Origin of the sequence: Speluncibacter jeojiensis (assembly GCF_029589495.1) — a bacterium.
GTDB lineage: Bacteria > Actinomycetota > Actinomycetes > Mycobacteriales > Mycobacteriaceae > Speluncibacter > Speluncibacter jeojiensis.
The window spans coordinates 958,692-975,106 of sequence record NZ_JAAIVF010000001.1 but is presented as its reverse complement, the minus strand read 5'-3'; the positions used below and the strand labels follow the sequence as shown (position 1 = coordinate 975,106).

Below are 16,415 nucleotides of genomic sequence, written 5' to 3'. Positions count from 1 at the left end.
GGCCCGGCGCCGTCCTCCCTGGCTGGGACCTATCCGTTCGGTCCGGGGGGCGAGAAGGCGCGCGCGTTCGTCACCAGCGCGGCCACGTGGATCACCGCGCCGACCACCGGTCCGGCCACCAGCGACAGCGAGACCCGCAGGTCCAGGCCGACGGGCAACAGGAGCAGCAGCACCGACGCGATCGTCGCCGCCCACCAGCCGAGTGCGTAGGCACGGTGCTGCTCGGCGGCCAGCGCCGCGCAACCGGTGACGGTGAGCAACCCGATCATGCAGGCGCCGACGGTCAGCGCGGCGAGCACCGCCGGACCCACCCGGTAGTCGGCGCCGAACGCGATCCGCAGCAGCCACGGGCCGATCCCGGCGGCCAGCGCCGCGCCGATCACCGCGACCGCGGCGAGCACCCCGACCGGCATACGCAGGGCCCGCAGCGGGGTGCGTCGCAAGGTCACCAGGTGTGAGATCAATGCGCCCTGAAAGGTGTTCAGCGGCACCAGCAGCGGGGCCCGGGTCAGCGTGACCGCGAGGATGATCGCGCCGGCCTCGCTGGTCAGCGCGCCCGACGTGGTGGCCTTGAGGATCACCGGGAATCCCATGACCAGTGCGGCGCTCGCGGTGGCGGCGGCCATCGACTGCAGCACCCGGCGCCGGAAGACGCCGACACCGACGTCCGCGGTCAGCGCCAGTGCCTGCCGGGACCGCGGTGACGCGGCGGTCACGATCAGCCAGGCGACCACGCCGGCGACGGTCGCGACCAGGAACCCGCCGACCCGCAGTCCGAGCACCGCGCACGCCAGCGCGACCACCAGTCGCAGGCACGCGTCGAGAATCGTCAACGCGGAGAACTGCGACCACGCCCCGGCGCCCGAGAGCGCTCCGGACAAGGTGGCCTGTGCGCTGAACCCGGCGATGCCGACCGCGAGCAGCAACACCGACAGCAGCCGGTCGGTGCTGAACACCGTGGTGGCCCACAGCGGCGCGGTGACCAGCACGGCCACCGCCAGTGCGACGCCGATGACCGCGCCGGTGCGGATCGGCCGGGCGCGCCGGATCTCGGTGCCGGTGGCAGTTGCAGGCTGTTCGAGTCCGGCGCGCACCGCGCGGGTGGTCTCCTGCATCAGCCCGTTGACGGCGCCGGAGACCAGGCCGAAGGCCGCCCAGAACACCGCGAACACGGCGTAGTCGGCGGGCCCGAGCACCCGTGCCGCGAGGAACAGCACCAGGTAGCCGGACACCGCCGCGACGGCCGTGGCGACGCCGACCTTGGCCATGCCTCGTCGGGTCGTCGCGGGCGCGCCGGCGGTGCCGGTGGGTTGACCCTCGGGGCTCACGGCAGCGGCGGCAGGGCGGGGCTCAGCAGCCATGCGTCCCACAGCGGGTGCAGCGGCTGGTGCGCGTAATGGGCGGCAAGGTCGGTGAAGTCCTCGGTGGTGACGGTGGCGTGCCGGAATTTGCGCGTCCATTCTCGCAGCAGGTCGAAGAACGGGCGGTCACCGATACCCTGGCGCAGCGCGTGCAGCACCAGCGCACCGCGTTTGTAGAGGCGGTCGTCGAACATCAGCTCGGGCCCCGGATCGGCGGGCAGCAGATCTTGGGGCAGCCTCGCCAGGCCGGCATGCGCGGCCGCGGCGAGCTGGTGCGTGGCCGGTCCGCCGGAGCGTTCGGACCACAGCCACTCGGCGTAGCAGGCGAAGCCCTCGTGCAGCCAGATGTCGCGCCAGCGCCGCAGGGTCAGGCTGTTGCCGAACCACTGGTGCGCGAGCTCGTGTGCGACCAGGCGCTCCTCGCGGCCGTGACCGTCGCAGTGGTTGGCGCCGAATACCGAGATGCCCTGCGCCTCGATCGGGATCTCCAACTCGTCCGCGGTGACGACCACCGTGTACGCCGGGAAGGGGTACGGGCCGAACAGGTCGGTGAAGACCTCCATCATCTGCGGCTGCCGCGCGAAGTCGCGGTCGAAGTGCTTGCGCAGCCGCGGCGGCAGCACCGCGGACATCGGCACCCCGGCCCCGGGACCGACACTCCCGGGCACCCTGCTGTCGGGCACCGCGACCCGCTCGTATTCGCCGATCTGGATCGTCGCCAGGTATGCGGCCATCGGTTCGGACTGCTCGTAGGTCCAGGTGGTCTGCGCCGCCCGCACCCGGCGGCCGGTCAGGATCCCGTTGGCCACCGCAAAATACGGTGAATCACAGGTCAGTTCGATGCGATAGCTGGCCTTGGAGCTCGGATGGTCGTCGCACGGGAACCAGGAGGACGCCCCGTTGGGCTGGCTCGCTACCAGCACCCCCTCGGCCAGTTCTTCCCAGCCGACCTCGCCCCACGGGCCGTGGACCGGGACGGGTGCGCCCGCATAGCGGACCGTCACCACCAGTGCGGTGCCGGTCGGTACCGGTTTGGGCATCGTGATCGTCAGCTTGCCGCCGCGATGGGCGAACTTGGGGGCACGCGCCCCGTTGACTGTCACCTTCGCGACCGTCAGTGCGGGGGACAGGTCGAAGGACAGCCGGGCCAGCGGTTCGACGGTGGTCGCGGTGACGGTGGCGCGCCCGGCGAGCCGATTGCTCGCCACGTTGTACTCCAGGTCGAGTTCGTACCGGGAGACGCGGTAGCCGCGGTTGCCGGCCGACGGGAGATAGCTGTCGATCGGCTCGCCCGACGTTACGCCGGTGTGCTTGGCGGGCTTGCTCATCGCGGCCCTCCCGTGGTCCCGGATCTGGCCTCGGGAACGATCGGATTGCCTTGCCAGCGTGACGAATCCGGAACCGAGTCGCCCCGCATGACCAGCGAGGCGGGCCCGACGGTCGCGCCGGCGCCGATCGCGGACGCGGGCAGCGCCACACAGTGCGGGCCCAGGGTCGCGCCGGGCCCGAGCGTGACGGTGTCCATGCTCATGATCCGATCATGGAACAGGTGGGTCTGTACAACACAGCCACGGCTGACCGTGGCGCCGTCGCCCAGGGCGACCAGGTCGGCCTCGGGCAGCCAGTAGGTCTCGCACCAGACGCCGCGGCCGATCCGCGCGCCCATCGCCCGCAGCCACACGTTCAGCACCACGGTGCCGGTGGCGGCCCGGGCGAACCAGGGCGCGGCGACGGTCTCGACGAACGCGTCGGAGACCTCGTTGCGCCAGACGAACGAGCTCCACAGCGGATGCTCGCAGACCTGGATCCGGCCCACCGTCAGCCACTTCGCGGCCGCCGACACCGCGCCGGCGACGGCCCCGGCGACCAGCAGCACGAGGCCGCTCAGCAGGGCTGCGGCGAGGAAACCGAATCGCCCGGCGAGCGCCTGCAGCCCGAACAGGACGCCGAGCCCGATGCCGAAGGTGACGATCACCGGGATCAGCCGGCAGGTCTCGATGACGCCGCGGGCCACCTTGAGCCGGGTAGGCGGCGCGAAGGTGCGGGCGGCGTCGGTGACCGCCGCCGACCGGCGCAGTCGCACCGGCGGGCTGCCCAGCCAGGACGAGCCCGACTTGCCCTTCTTGTCCGGGGTCGCCGAGAGCACCGCGACCAGGCCGTTCTTGGGGACCGTCCGGCCCGGCCCGGTCATCCCGGAGTTGCCCAGGAAGGCGCGCTTGCCGACCTTGGCGCGCTCGATCCGCAGCCAGCCGCCGCCGAGCTCGTAGGAGCCGATCATGGTGTCGTCGGCCAGGAAGGCGCCGTCGGCGACGGTGGTGAGCCGGGGCAGCATCAGTACCGTCGACGCCTCGACGCCGCGGCCGATCCGGGCCCCGAGCAGCCGCAGCCAGAGCGGCGTGAGCAGGCTCGCGTACAGCGGGAACAGGAAGGTGCGCGCAGAGTCCATCAGCCGCTCGGTCGCCCACACCTGCCACCCGACCCGGCTGCGCACCGGGTGGTATCCAGGTCGCAGGCCCAGTCCGAGCAGCCGCACCGCGGCGACGGTGACGACGGCGAACACCAGCAGCGCGACCGCGGTGGCGACCGGCAGCATCGGCAGCGCCCGCAGTGCGGCCTTCCCGAGCGTGTCGGCGTCGCGGATCCGCCAGCCCAGCAGTGCCAGAGCGCACCCGATGGAGGCCAGCGGAAGCCCCGAGAGCACGACCGAGGTCAGCCCGTACACCGGGACCCAGCGGGACGCGCGCGGCGGACGGTGGTCGGGCCACGGGTGTTTGGCCTTGCCCACCTTGACCGCCGGCGACCCGGCCCAGCGCTGCCCGGCCTTGACCTTGCCGAACACCGCGGACCCGGGGGCGATCTCGGCACCGGCGCCGATCGTCGCGCCGGGCAGCAGCGTGGAGCGGGCGCCGACCGTGGCGTCGGCGCCGACGGCGATGCGGCCGACGTGGATGACGTCACCGTCGACCCAGTAGCCGGACAGGTCGGTCTCCGGTTCGACGGCGGCGCCGTCGCCGAGTTCGAGCATGCCGGTCACCGGGGGCAGGGTGTGCAGGTCGACGTGGCGGCCGATGTCGGCGCCCAGCACCCGGGCGTAGTAGACCATCCAGGTGGCCCCGGCCAGGTTTGCCGCACCGCTCGCCTCGGCGAGCCGTTCGGCGATCCAGATGCGCAGGTGGACGCTGCCGCCGCGCGGGTGGGTGCCGGGCGCGACGCCGCGCAGCAGCAGACGCGCGCCGCCGGCGGACAGTGCCATCCGGCCCAGCGGGGTGATGAACACGACGAACATCGCCAACACCCACCACCAGGACAGGGTCGGCGCCCAGCGGACGTCCGCGGCCCAGGCGAGCACGTTGTTCGCGATCGCCAGCCAGGTCACCCACTGCAGCCCGGTGAGCGTGGTCAGCGGGACCGTGGCGGCGATCTGGGCGAACTGCGCGCGGCGCGGGATGGGTTGCACGCGCCGGGTCTCGACGGCCGCCGCGGGGGTGAGGTCGTCGAGGAACCCCGCCAGCGAGCCGAGACGGGGGTGGTCGTAGAGCTGGGCGACGGTGATCTCCGGGTGCCGCTCGCGCACCATGCTCACCAGTTGCGCGGCCGCGAGCGAGCCGCCGCCGAGGGTGAAGAAGTCGTCGTCGGGGCCGGTGACCTGCGCCCCGAGGACCTGCGTCCACAGCCCGGCCAGCCAGCCGGCGGTGCCGTCGAGTGGGGCGCGCACCGCGTCCGGATCGGCGCCGGGCAGCGGCCACGGGAGGGCGGCGCGGTCGACCTTGCCGGATGTGCGGGTCGGTAACCGGTCGAGCACGGCGAGGCGGGGCACGAGCGCGGCCGGCAGCTGCTCGGTCAGCAGTTCGCGGGCCCGCGCCCGGTCGAAGTCCGCGGGCGCGACGAGATATCCGATGAGCAGCGCGGTGCCGGTCGCGGTGTGCCGGACCGCGGCGGCGGCCGCACTCACGCCCGGGAGGGCCTGGAGCGCCGCGTCGACCTCGCCGAGCTCGATGCGACGCCCGCCGATCTTGACCTGGTCGTCGGCGCGGCCCTGGAAGATCAGGCCCGCCGTGTCGAGCCGGACCAGGTCGCCGCTGCGGTAGGCGCGGTCCCAGCCGAGCGAGGCCAGCGGGGCGTACTTTTCCGCGTCCTTGGCCGGATCCAGATAGCGGGCCAGGCCCACGCCGCCGATGATGAGCTCGCCGACCTCACCCTCGGCGACCGGATTGTCCGCGGAGTCGACGACTGCCAGGTCCCAGCCGTCGAGCGGCAAGCCGATGCGCACCGGACCGGCACCGGTGAGCCGCGCGGCGCACGCGACCACGGTGGCCTCGGTCGGGCCGTAGGTGTTCCAGACCTCACGGCCGGGGATCGCGAGCCGTTCGGCGAGCTCCGGCGGGCAGGCCTCGCCGCCGAAGATCAGCAGCCGCACCGATTCCAGCGATTCCGGCGGCCACAGCGCGGCGAGGGTGGGGACTGTCGAGACGACGGTGACGTCGCGCGCGATCAGCCACGGCCCCAGGTCCGTTCCGCTACGCACCAGCGACCGCGGCGCGGGCACCAGGCAGGCGCCGTGCCGCCACGCCAGCCACATCTCCTCACAGGAGGCGTCGAACGCCACCGACAGCCCGGCGAGCACCCGGTCGCCTGGGCCGATGGGGGTGTCCTGCAGGAACAGTCGGGCCTCGGCGTCGACGAACGCGGCGGCGTTGCGGTGGCTGACCGCGACGCCCTTCGGTGTCCCGGTGGATCCGGAGGTGAAGATGATCCAGGCCGTGTCGTCGACGGTGGGCGCCGTGGCTTCGAGCGCCGGACCCTCCTCGGTGACAGACAGCCCGGCGGCGGTGATGACCGCGGAGACCCTGGCCTCGCCGAACACCAGTTCCGCGCGCTCGTCCGGATCGTCGGCGTCGATCGGGACATAAGCGGCGCCGGACGCGAGCACCGACAAGATCGCGAGGTAGAGCTGTCGGTCGCCGGACGGCATCCGGACGCCGACCCGGTCGCCGCGGCCGATGCCGTGCGCGGCCAGCCACCGGGCGCCCTCGTATACGCGCGCGTGCAGCTCCGCATACGTGAGCTGAACCTCGCCGTCGTCCAGGGCGTTGGCCTCTGGGTGCGCGGCGGCCGTGGCGGCGAGGATGTCGACCAGGGTTCGGGGCGCCGGGGCGTGGTCGGCGCGGGTGAGCAGGTCGGGGACCAGCTGGGCGGCACGCGTGGGCACGGCGGACTCCTGTCGGGGCGGGTGCGAGGTGGTGTCGGAATGGGGACGGTCGGGTTCGGACGGCCGGCATCAGGGGGCCGGCTCGGCGTATTCCTTGGGCAAGCCGAGCGCCTGCAGGGTCAGCCGGTGCAGGGTGCGGCGGTTCTTGTCCGACAGCGTGGCGAGCGCGTCGTCGGTGGCGCCGGTGACCAGGCCGTCGGCGCGGGTGAGCGCTCGCTTGCCCGATTTGGTCAGCGCGAGGATGTGCTTGCGGCGGTCCTTGGCGTTCTTGGCTCGGGTGACCAGGCCCTGGTCCTCGAGTTTGTCGATGTGCCGGACCATGTCGCTGCGGTCGACGCCGAGGAGGTCGGCGACCTGCTTCTGGGAGAGCTCGTCCGCCGAGGCGAGGCAACTGAGGATCTGGTGCGTTCGGACCGTGAAACCTTCTGCGGACAAAGAACTCTCGATCTGGTCTCGCACCGAGAGGTGCAGTTGGGCGAGAGCGTATGCCGGGCTGCGCAGCAGCTCGGTCGACGGGGCGGTGGTCGCGGTCACGACGACCAGGCTATCAATCAGTAGGGAATGTAAATGATGGGAGTCGCCCACCATGGGCTTTCGCCCGAATCGCGCGGGATCCGCGTCGTGGCCCCTGGCAGGTGATGGCTCCGATCGGTTGCGCACAACCTGCTGGATCTCCGTGGTGCGCCTTCGTTCAGTAGGGGCAGGGTTCGTCGTCGTCGCCGTTTCCACTGTGTCCGAACATGATTCGTAGGTGGTCTTCACGTCGTGCGGTGGCGTTGTCGATGCGTTGTCGGTCGAGGCGGCGTGCGGTGTGGATGCGGGCGGCGCGGTTCTGGGCGCGGGTCCGATGGCGGCGGTGTCCCGCATCCCCGCCGATGTCGAACATGTGAGCGACTGTACGCCCGGGGTTCGACACAAACCTCTGAATCGCTGAACGGGTTGACTTCGGAGTAGTGGCCCGCGCGGCCGCATTCACCGGTGGCATCAGTGGGAAACATCGACAATGGGGACAGCCCATCGTATTTGGTGTCGACATTGATCGGTGCGGGTCGGCGGGACCACAATGGAGTTGTCCATCACGCACAAGTCAATTGGTAGGTGATGCAACGATGGGTGCCCTGTATCGGCAATTACCGCTCATGCGTCTGTTCGGCGGGCTAGGTGGTCTCGGGGGCGGAGGTCTCGGGGGCGGAGGGCTTGGGGGCCTGGGAAGTCTCGGCAGCCTGGGAAGTCTCGGCAGTCTGTGACGGCCCCGCTTGCGACGATTTTCTTCATCGTGCCCTGCCGGTGAACCGGCGGGGCATACAGGTGCGGTCGCCTCGGGTCTGGGGCGACCGCTTTGGTGACGAGTGCGATTTCGGTCAGTGACCCTCGGAATAACGTGGGGTGTACGGGGATTCGATCAGCTCGAGGTCGTCGTCGAGTTCGAGATCCAGTGAGTCAAGCGCATCGGCGAGGTGGCCGGGCTCGGTTACCCCGATGATCGGCGCAGTGACCGCACCCTGCAAGCGAACCCATGCAAGTGCCACCTTCGCCCGTGAGACACCGTGGGGTTCAGCGACCTTGCCGACTCCGTCTGCGATGGTGTGATTGGACCCGGCGCCCTGGCGATAGCTGCGGCGCAGCACCGAGTCGGAGTCCGATCGCATGCTCATCCCAGTGAACCTCCACGGTCGCCTCGTTCCTCCAAGGCGAAGTCTCGGGGTCTTGGCGCAGTGTTGCTGGCAGTGTGGCGCAGTCGCGTTCCATGAACGTTCAGCACCCTGAGGATGCTCGACTGCTCGAGCGCGTCGCGGAACTCGAGGCCGCCGACGCGACCTTCCGTCGACTCTGGGCCGCGCAGAAGGTCGGGTCGCGCCGTCACACCACGAAGTCCTTCGATCACCCGGCTCACGGCGCGGTTTCCTACGACTTCGAGACCCTGTACCTGCCGGAAGACGGCTTGCGGATCTCCGTCTACGCGCGGCAGCCGCGACCGCGGCGGAACCCGGGTGGTGGGGATCACGCTTGACAGGAACTGCGTCGACCTGCCAACCTTCGAACAGGTCACGAGTACCAGCGTCAAGCCCCGGCTAGCTGGTCGGCAACCCTCCACCGCGGCGGGGTGCTCCGGGTGACGACCTGGCTGCGACCCGACCGGGCGCGGCAAGCGCGGACTCTCACTTCTTCCGTCGAAGGCGAGTCCTGTACCCGAAGGACGTCGTGATGACTGCTGTGTGCCAACCTGTTTCGTTGATCAACTGCCCCATCGCCGAGGTGACCGGAGCCGACCTGCAGGTCCCGTTGATCCACGGCGGAACTGCGCGCTACGCCAACCTCGACTACGCCGCCAGCGCTCCGGCGCTGGCCACGGTCGTCGAGGAACTGAGCCGGACCCTGCCGTTCTATGCGAGTGTGCACCGCGGCGCCGGCTACGCCTCGCAGGCCTCGACGGCCTGTTACGAGTCCGCACGACGGGTGGTAGCGGGCTTCCTCGGGGCCCGAACCGACGACCACGTCGTCTTCACCCGGAACACCACCGACTCGCTGAACCTGTTGGCGCACTGCGTACCCGGCGAGACCGTCGTCCTCGACGTCGAACACCACGCGAACTTCCTGCCGTGGCGCCGAGGCGGTGCCCGCGTGGTCGAGGCGGCCGGCACGCTGGCCGAGACCCTCGAGTGCCTCGACCGAGAACTCGGCCGCCGTCCGGCCGCGCTGCTGGCCGTGACCGGCGCGTCCAATGTCACCGGCGAGGTGCTGCCGATCGCCCGGCTGGCGAAGATCGCGCACCGCCACGGCGCCCGCATCCTGGTCGATGCCGCACAGCTCGCCCCGCACCGTCGAATCGACTTGTCCGAGTGTGGAATCGACTACTTGGCGCTGTCCGGCCACAAGCTCTACGCGCCCTTCGGTGCCGGCGTGCTGGTGGGCCGGGCCGACTGGCTCGACGCGGCCGAGCCGTATCTGGCCGGCGGCGGTGCGGTCCGCAGCGTGGGCCTGCACGAAACCCGCTGGGCCGATGGTCCGGCACGCCACGAAGCCGGCTCGCCCAACGTCCTCGGAGCAGCGGCGCTGGCGCAGGCGTGCGTGACGCTGGCCGGCCTCGACCGCGACCGCGCACACCGCCATGAGCAGGCGCTCGTCCGGCTGCTCGTGACCGGACTGGAGGACCTGCCCGGGGTCACGGTGCACCGGATCTGGGGCGACCCCGAGGGCGGCGTCGACACCGTCGGCATCGCGACCTTCACAGTCGCCGGCCACCATCCCGCCGAGGTCGCGACCTATCTGTCGGCGGAGCACGGCATCGGGGTGCGGCACGGCAAGTTCTGCGCCCATCCGCTGCTGGACCGCCTCGGGCTGCCCGACGGTGCGGTCCGTACCAGCCTGGGTCTGGGGTCGACCGCCGACGACGTCGAACGGCTCATCCGCGCGATCGACCAACTGCTCACCTGCGGCCCGGTGTGGGACTACGCCGCGGACGCGCGGGGTCAGTGGGCGCCCGTGCCGGAGACCCGCACGCTGCCGGACTTCCTCGGCGGGCACCTGATCGGTGACCCCGCCGCGGGCACGCCGTCCACCCCGCCCTGTGGACGTGACTGAAATTCACTCTCGTGCCGGCCGTGGGTCCTACAGTCGTCGGAAACGGCGAACGGGGAGAGGGACGAGCCGATGCACAGGGGACTGCACAGCGTTGCACTGATCGCGGCGATCGTGGCGAGCATGGTGCTGGCGACGGGGGTGGCGGCCGCCGCACCCGTCGCGGCGCCCGCCGCCCAACCGGCGCCGCCCGGACCGTGGGGCGACTTCTACGACCCGCCGGTGCCGCTGCCGCCGGGACGCAACGGTGACCTGATCCGGACCCAGCCGTCGCACCTGGCGGTGTCGGTCGGCGACCTGCCCGGCGCCGCCACCCGGGTCCTGTACCGCAGCGAGGACACGCACGGTGCGCCGACGGCGGTCAGCGGCACCTACATCGCGCCGACGGCGCCGTGGAAGGGGAAGGGGCCGCGCCCGCTGGTGGTGCTGGCGCCGGGGACGCAGGGCGAAGGCCGGCAGTGCGCGCCGTCGATGATGCTGAACTCGCTGGTCCAGTACCATCCGCCGTTCGACCTGATGACCGAGTACGAGTTGCCCGCGATGGACTCGCTGCTCGCCGACGGCATCGCGGTCGTGTTCACGGACTATCCGGGCCTCGGCACCCCCGGACCGCATCCCTACGCGAACCGGCTGGCGCTCGGGCACGCGGTGCTCGACGCGGCCCGCGCCGCCCGGCGACTGCCCGGGAACGGGCTCGATCCGCACGGTCCGGTCGGGCTGTGGGGCTACTCGGAGGGCGGCGGCGCGGTCGCGTCGGCCGCCGAACTGCAGCCCGGCTACGCGCCTGACCTCGACCTCGAGGGTGTCTACGCCGGGGCGCCGCCGGCCCGCGACATGCCGGCGATGCTCGACCGGGTGGACGGCACCCTGTTCGCCGGCGCGATCGGCTACGCGATCAACGGATTCGAGGCGTCCTATCCCGAACTGCGACCGGTCGTCGACAAGTACCTCAACGACCGGGGCAAGCGGATCGTCGCCGCCACCGCCACCCAGTGCGACATGGAAACCATGCAGTACGGGCTGCAGCACACCAGCAGCTGGACGACGACCGGACAGTCGCTCTCGCAGATCATGATGGCGGACCCGACCTGGCGAAAGATCGTAGAGGAACAGCAGATCGGCACGCTCAAGCCGCAATCCCCGGTGCTGATCGCGTCGAACGTCAACGACGACCTCGTGCCCAACGGTCAGGTTCGGCAGCTGGCCGCGCAGTGGTGCGCCAAGGGCGCGACCATCGAGTACCAGCAGATCGACCTGCCGCCGCTGTTGCCCGGCAGCGTACTGGGACACGGCATCCCGATGGTGACGAACCTGCCTGCCGCCAACGCGTGGATGGTCGACCGGTTCAACGAGGTTCCGGCGCCGTCCAACTGCGCGGCGGTGTAGGGCGGGGCGTCAGCCGCGGGTGTTCGCGTCCAGCCACTCGACGGTCTGCATACCGAACAGGTCGGTGCCCCAGCCGTACAGGTTGGTCAGCATGCGGGTCATGCTGCAGTCGGTCGGCTGGTAGCTGACGTCGGTTCCTCCGGCCCGGTACTGCGCCACCAGATTCCGGGAGTCCGCGGCGGGCACCAGTGACATCGGGGAGTCATCCGCGGCGCACGAGGCGACCAGCACCTTCGACTTCGGCGCGCGCGTGCCGAGCAGGTTGTCGTCGTACACTGCCTGGAAGTCCGGGATGTCCGCCGGATTCTGCCCGCCCTTGAACAGCGCGCCCAGCGGCACGTACGGCAGCGTGAAGTACGCCGGCGTCTGGCACTGGGTGCGGTAGTAGTCCGCAACCGTCCGGCCCAGCGGACTGAGCTTCTCGTCGAGCTTCATCTCCGGATACGACGGCTCGAGACCGAGCAGCGTGGCGAACGCGAAGCCGGAGCCGACCGAGCCGTTCGCGACCCGCATGAAGTTGCGCTCGTCGACGACCATGCCTTCGAGCACGGTGGCCTTGATGTTCAACTCCGGTGCGTACTCGGCGGCCTGCTCGGCGGCGAAGGCCGCGCCCACACCGCCGCCGGCGATGCCGAATTCGCCGATCGGGGCGTGCTTGTTCAGGCCGGCGGGTGGCAGTGCCAGCGCGGCGCGGAGCCCGTCGAGGTTGGCGTGACCGGCGAACTTGCCGGCGAAGGGACTGTGCGGCGCGAGGGACCCGTCGTTGCCGATGTCGGTGCTCATCACCGCCATGCCCTTGCCGAACATCAGCGCCAGCGGGCCGAGCGCGGACCACGAGGCACCGTCCGCCGGGTCGCCGCCGGTCCACATCGTGCTCGGGTGGCAGTAGCCGCCGACGGCGTCGTTCGCCATCTGGTAGCCGACCAGCGTGCGGTCGGCGTTGTCGCGCCCGTCGCGGGGGATCATCAGGATCCCGGTGCTGATCTGCTTGTCGCCGTGCAATCCGGTGGTGACGTACATCAGCTTGTACGCGTCGACGTTGCCGGGCCGGAAGCCGGTGAACTGCACGTCCACCCGCTCCCACTTGAGCAGGGTGCCGGGCTTCTCCGCGCCGGTCAGCTTCGGTTCGGCGTAGAACGGGTCGTTCGCGTCGAGTCCGCGAGAGAACTCCGATCGGGTGGCCATCCGCCCGTCCTGGAACGCGCCGACCACGAATCCGTTGAACACCTGGCCGAGGGCCGGGGGCTGGTTGGGCACGTCCGCGCCGGGTGCGCCGGGAGCCGCCGCGTCCGCCGCCGCGGCGGGAGTCGCCAGCGTCAGCGCGCCGGTGAACACCACCAGCGCGGCCGCGGTGAGGGCTCTGGTCCGCACGCCCATCAGGTTCCTCCTCATGAGTACGTCACCGACGTCGCGGCGAGCGCGGACTGCAGGATCTCGGGAATGTTGTTGATCGGCCGGTGGCCCTCGAGTTGCTGCTCATAGGGCACCTGCAGTTCGGCGGCCAGCTGGGGCCAGTGGTCGTTGACCATCACCTTGTACTTTGGCAGCAACTGCGAGGTGATGTACTCCCAACGCTGGTCATACACCGACCAGTTCCAGTCCGGCAGCGGTGTGTGAAGGGTGGCGGTGCGCCCGTCCGGCAGCACCCGGCTGATCTGCACCGAGTGGAACTGTCGCGGCGGGAGGACGCCCGCGACCGAGGGCGACCCCGCGACCGTGCTCAGGTAGGTGATCGCCTCGCCGACGTCGCCCTTGTAGGCGCGGGTCTGGTCCCACTGGGCCTTGATGGCGACGCCCTGCTCGCGCTGAAGCAGGACCGCGTTGCCGTTCGCGATCCTGTCCGCGTTCCCGGACGCGATGTCGCGCCATGCGCTCATGATGTTGTCGCCGAACAACCCCGCGCGCTGCATCTCCTCGAGCGCCGGCAGGCCCTTGCTCACGTAGGCGCGGTGCATGGTCATCAGGTCGCCGAAGATGTTCTTCTGCATCACCAGGATCTGGCCCTGGATGTAGCGCAGGTCCTCCGGGGTGATCGTCTGCCCGGCGCGGGCCAGCGCCCGCAGACCTTCGGGCAGCAGGGCGATGCCGTCGGGCCCGAGCGCGCCGTCGACCCGGGTGACGATCTGGTTGGCGAGGTTCGCGATGCCGGGGAGGCTGTAGATCCCGGTGGCCAGGTCGAAGTCCAGCAGCCCGCCGCCGAAGTCGGCGCCCACCAGTCCGCCCATGCCGGCCCATTGCAGCTCGCGGTGGTGCAACTGCAACTGCTCGTAGAACGTGTACGACTTGACCAGGTTCTCGCGGTTGGCCGCCACGCCCGCCCGCGGGTCCCAGCGGGCCAGGTCGATGCCCGCGGCCTGCGTGGTGTCCGCCAGCCAGTACTGGAACAGCAGCGCCGCATAGGAAGTCGGCGCGTAGCCGTCGCGCCGGGCCTGGTCGAGCAGCCGGGTCAGCGTGGGCAGGTCGGTGGGCAGTGCCGGGTTGACGCCGCCGGGCCCCTGGCCCATGTCGCGGTTCACCAGCGGAAGGTTCAGGTAGCGGTCCACATCGGTGGCCGCGGTGTCGGTGACCGCCGTATCGGTGACCGCGGCGGGCGCGGCGACGGCCGCGGGGGCCAGGATCAGGGCGGCGGCGGCGGTCCCCAGGCCTGCAAGAGCCGTCCGCCGGGAAATGCGGTGTCCGGTGTGTCCGGGCATGTCTGCTCCTCAACGACGGACATCCCCGACCGCCGGTCTGTTTGTCTACAGTTCTCTTGACTTTCGGTCACACGTAGCGGTTCGTTACCTATGTGTGACCGGAAGTGCGCCGATTCACAGCTCGGTTCGCAGGCCTGCGCGATCCCGCCCGGGGTGCCGGAGGCTGTGGCACAGTCGCGTCATGGCGACCGAGATCAACGGGTGGACCGCGCCCGCGCGCGAGGTGCTGCGGGTGACCACGTCGACGCGGATCGCCGAGGTCGACGCGGGCGCCACTCCCGGATTCGACGGCGACAAACAACTCGGCTCCGCGCTCTTGGAGGAGCGCGGAGCGCGGCTGTCCGCGCTGCAGGAGCTGCTGTACGCCAACGGCCGCATCGGGGACCACCGCTCGGTGCTGCTGGTGCTGCAGGGCATGGACACCGCCGGCAAGGGCGGCATCGTGCGGCACGTGATCGGCCACGTCGATCCGCAGGGTGTCGACCACGCCGCGTTCGGGTCGCCCACCGAGGAGGAACTGCGTCACCACTACCTGTGGCGGATCGAGAAGGCGCTGCCACGCGGCGGGCAGCTCGGGGTGTTCGACAGGTCGCACTACGAGGACGTGCTGGTGGTGCGCGTCCACGAACTGGTGCCGGCCGACGTGTGGGGCGCGCGGTATCAGGAGATCGTCGACTTCGAGGACCGCCTCGTCGACACCGGGACGACGGTCGTCAAGGTGCTGCTGGCCGTCTCCAAGGAGGAACAGAAGCGTCGCCTCGCGCAGCGCCTGCGGAGGCCGGACAAGTACTGGAAGTACGACCGCCGCGATCTCGACGAGCGGGCGCTGTGGCCGGACTACGAGCAGGCCTACCAGGCGGTGCTCGACCGCACGTCCACCGAGCGTGCGCCGTGGTTCGTCGTGCCGTGCGACCGCAAATGGTATGCGCGTCTGGCGGTCACGGAACTGCTCATCGATGCCCTCGAGGGGCTCGAATTGTCTTGGCCGCCCGCGCATTTCGACGTCGAGGCGGAGCGGCTCCGGCTGGAACGGTCCTGATCGGACGGCAAGCTGTCCTGCGTCAGTCCAGCGGCTCGGGCCGGTGGTAACGGCCGCGGTGATAGAGCAGCGGCCGGACCGGCTCGCCCGTGACGTCGCCGCCGGTGGCTGCGTCTTCCGCTGCGACGTTCGTGCGACCCGCGCCGACCTCGTGCACGCGCGCGATCACCAGCGTGTGGTCGCCGACCTGGACGAGTTGCTCGATGGTCGTGCGCAGCCAGGTCGGGGTGTCGTGCAGCATCGGCTCACCGGTCGGCAGCCGGGACCAGCAGGACGGGTCGGCGAACCGCTCGGCTGCGGGTCCGGAGAAGCGGCGGGCCAGCGACTGCTGGTGCTCGCCGAGTAGATGGATGACCACCGAGTCGGCTGCGTGGACGGCCGCGAAGCTCGACGACGTGTGGGCGATGTTGAACGACACCAGCGGCGGGCGCATCGAGATCGAGGCCATCGAGGTGGCGGTGAACCCGACCGGTCCGGTGCCGGGGTCGAGGGTGACGATCACGACGCCGGCGGGATGCCCGCCGAGCGCCCGGCGGTACACCTCCGGATCGACTCCGGGTGCGGAGGCCGCGGCTGCGGTGTCGTCGGTACTCACACCGGTCATGATACGACCGGTCGCGAAACCACCGGCGTCACATGATCACTCAGGTGATGTCGATCGCGAGTCCGGCCGTGATGCGCAGCAGTTCCGGGAACGTCGTGCGGAACACCGTGCGCGGGTGGCCCGCGCACGCCCACAGCACCGGGTGATCCGCCAGCGACTCGTCCAGGTAGGTCGGCAGGTCGGTCGGATGGCCGACGGGGGCGATGCCGTCCTCGGGCTGTCCGGTCGCCAGCCGGACCATCTCGGGAGGCGCCGGCGCGAGGACGCCCTCCAGGCGCTTGCCGGTCGCCTCCTCGTTGACCTCGTGCGCACCCGAGACCAGCATCAGTACCGGGTCGTCGTCGAGCAGTAACACGACGGACCGGACTATCGCCCCTGCCTCGACCCGCAGGGCGGCGGCCGCCTGGGCGGCGGTGCGCACGGACTCGGCCTGGGCCTGGACCACGCCGGGATGCCCACGGGCGATGAGCGTGTCGGCGACGTGTGCCGCGGTGGGATGCAGTGGCACGGACATGAAGTCAGCGTAGGACGCCGTCGTCGATCG

Annotated in this window: 13 protein-coding genes, 1 pseudogene and 1 riboswitch; of the genes and pseudogenes, 4 read left to right on the top strand and 10 right to left on the bottom strand. The window is 70.9% G+C overall.

All coding sequences use genetic code 11. The annotated features are described in order from the left end of the window. Positions 1-29: 29 nt before the first annotated feature. The 6 genes from G4X40_RS04160 to G4X40_RS04135 form a co-directional block, all read right to left on the bottom strand. Positions 30-1,268, bottom strand: a complete 1,239-nt coding sequence (locus G4X40_RS04160; protein WP_277831268.1) for a polysaccharide biosynthesis protein — start codon at positions 1,266-1,268, stop codon at positions 30-32. A 56-nt stretch (positions 1,269-1,324) separates the two neighbouring features. Continuing rightward, positions 1,325-2,689: a M1 family metallopeptidase gene (locus G4X40_RS04155; protein WP_277830341.1), complete on the bottom strand. Its 1,365-nt coding sequence runs from the start codon at positions 2,687-2,689 to the stop codon at positions 1,325-1,327. Beyond that, positions 2,686-6,570 (bottom strand): Pls/PosA family non-ribosomal peptide synthetase, encoded by a 3,885-nt coding sequence (locus G4X40_RS04150; RefSeq protein ID WP_277830340.1) that lies wholly within the window; start codon positions 6,568-6,570, stop codon positions 2,686-2,688. The genes G4X40_RS04155 and G4X40_RS04150 overlap by 4 nt, the downstream gene beginning before the upstream one ends. Positions 6,571-6,639: 69 nt before the next feature. After that, positions 6,640-7,104 (bottom strand): MarR family winged helix-turn-helix transcriptional regulator, encoded by a 465-nt coding sequence (locus G4X40_RS04145; RefSeq protein ID WP_277830338.1) that lies wholly within the window; start codon positions 7,102-7,104, stop codon positions 6,640-6,642. 157 nt (positions 7,105-7,261) lie between these two features. Then, the gene (locus tag G4X40_RS04140; RefSeq protein WP_277830337.1) at positions 7,262-7,456 is read right to left on the bottom strand and encodes a hypothetical protein; all 195 of its coding nucleotides are present in this window, start codon (positions 7,454-7,456) and stop codon (positions 7,262-7,264) included. A gap of 475 nt (positions 7,457-7,931) precedes the next feature. Then, positions 7,932-8,225: an aldo/keto reductase gene (locus G4X40_RS04135; protein WP_277830335.1), complete on the bottom strand. Its 294-nt coding sequence runs from the start codon at positions 8,223-8,225 to the stop codon at positions 7,932-7,934. Positions 8,226-8,293: 68 nt separating this feature from the next. On the opposite strand from G4X40_RS04135, the pseudogene G4X40_RS04130 reads away from it, so the two are divergent. From G4X40_RS04130 to G4X40_RS04120, 3 genes and pseudogenes are all read left to right on the top strand, one after another. Continuing rightward, a pseudogene (locus tag G4X40_RS04130) lies at positions 8,294-8,581 on the top strand (MmyB family transcriptional regulator); the annotation flags it as partial. Positions 8,582-8,614: 33 nt separating this feature from the next. Continuing rightward, positions 8,615-8,728, top strand: a riboswitch (SAM riboswitch). 47 nt (positions 8,729-8,775) lie between these two features. Then, the gene (locus tag G4X40_RS04125; protein ID WP_277830331.1) at positions 8,776-10,152 is read left to right on the top strand and encodes an aminotransferase class V-fold PLP-dependent enzyme; all 1,377 of its coding nucleotides are present in this window, start codon (positions 8,776-8,778) and stop codon (positions 10,150-10,152) included. A gap of 69 nt (positions 10,153-10,221) precedes the next feature. Continuing rightward, on the top strand, positions 10,222-11,535 hold the full coding sequence (locus tag G4X40_RS04120) for a lipase family protein (protein WP_277830330.1): 1,314 nt from the start codon (positions 10,222-10,224) through the stop codon (positions 11,533-11,535). A 9-nt stretch (positions 11,536-11,544) separates the two neighbouring features. Here G4X40_RS04120 and G4X40_RS04115 read toward each other — a convergent pair whose 3' ends face one another. Both G4X40_RS04115 and G4X40_RS04110 read right to left on the bottom strand, forming a co-directional pair. Then, positions 11,545-12,912, bottom strand: coding sequence for a lipase family protein (locus G4X40_RS04115; RefSeq protein ID WP_277830328.1), 1,368 nt, complete (start codon positions 12,910-12,912; stop codon positions 11,545-11,547). A gap of 11 nt (positions 12,913-12,923) precedes the next feature. Beyond that, on the bottom strand, positions 12,924-14,228 hold the full coding sequence (locus tag G4X40_RS04110; protein ID WP_277830326.1) for a hypothetical protein: 1,305 nt from the start codon (positions 14,226-14,228) through the stop codon (positions 12,924-12,926). 181 nt (positions 14,229-14,409) lie between these two features. Between G4X40_RS04110 and G4X40_RS04105 the strand changes: the two genes are divergently transcribed. Continuing rightward, complete coding sequence (locus G4X40_RS04105) at positions 14,410-15,267, top strand: polyphosphate kinase 2 family protein (protein WP_277830325.1); 858 nt, start codon at positions 14,410-14,412, stop codon at positions 15,265-15,267. A gap of 22 nt (positions 15,268-15,289) precedes the next feature. On the opposite strand, the gene G4X40_RS04100 is transcribed toward G4X40_RS04105, so the two are convergent. Continuing rightward, the gene (locus G4X40_RS04100; protein WP_277830324.1) at positions 15,290-15,862 is read right to left on the bottom strand and encodes a flavin reductase family protein; all 573 of its coding nucleotides are present in this window, start codon (positions 15,860-15,862) and stop codon (positions 15,290-15,292) included. A gap of 49 nt (positions 15,863-15,911) precedes the next feature. Further along, on the bottom strand, positions 15,912-16,385 hold the full coding sequence (locus G4X40_RS04095; RefSeq protein WP_277830323.1) for a YbaK/EbsC family protein: 474 nt from the start codon (positions 16,383-16,385) through the stop codon (positions 15,912-15,914). Between the last annotated feature and the right edge of the window lie 30 nt (positions 16,386-16,415).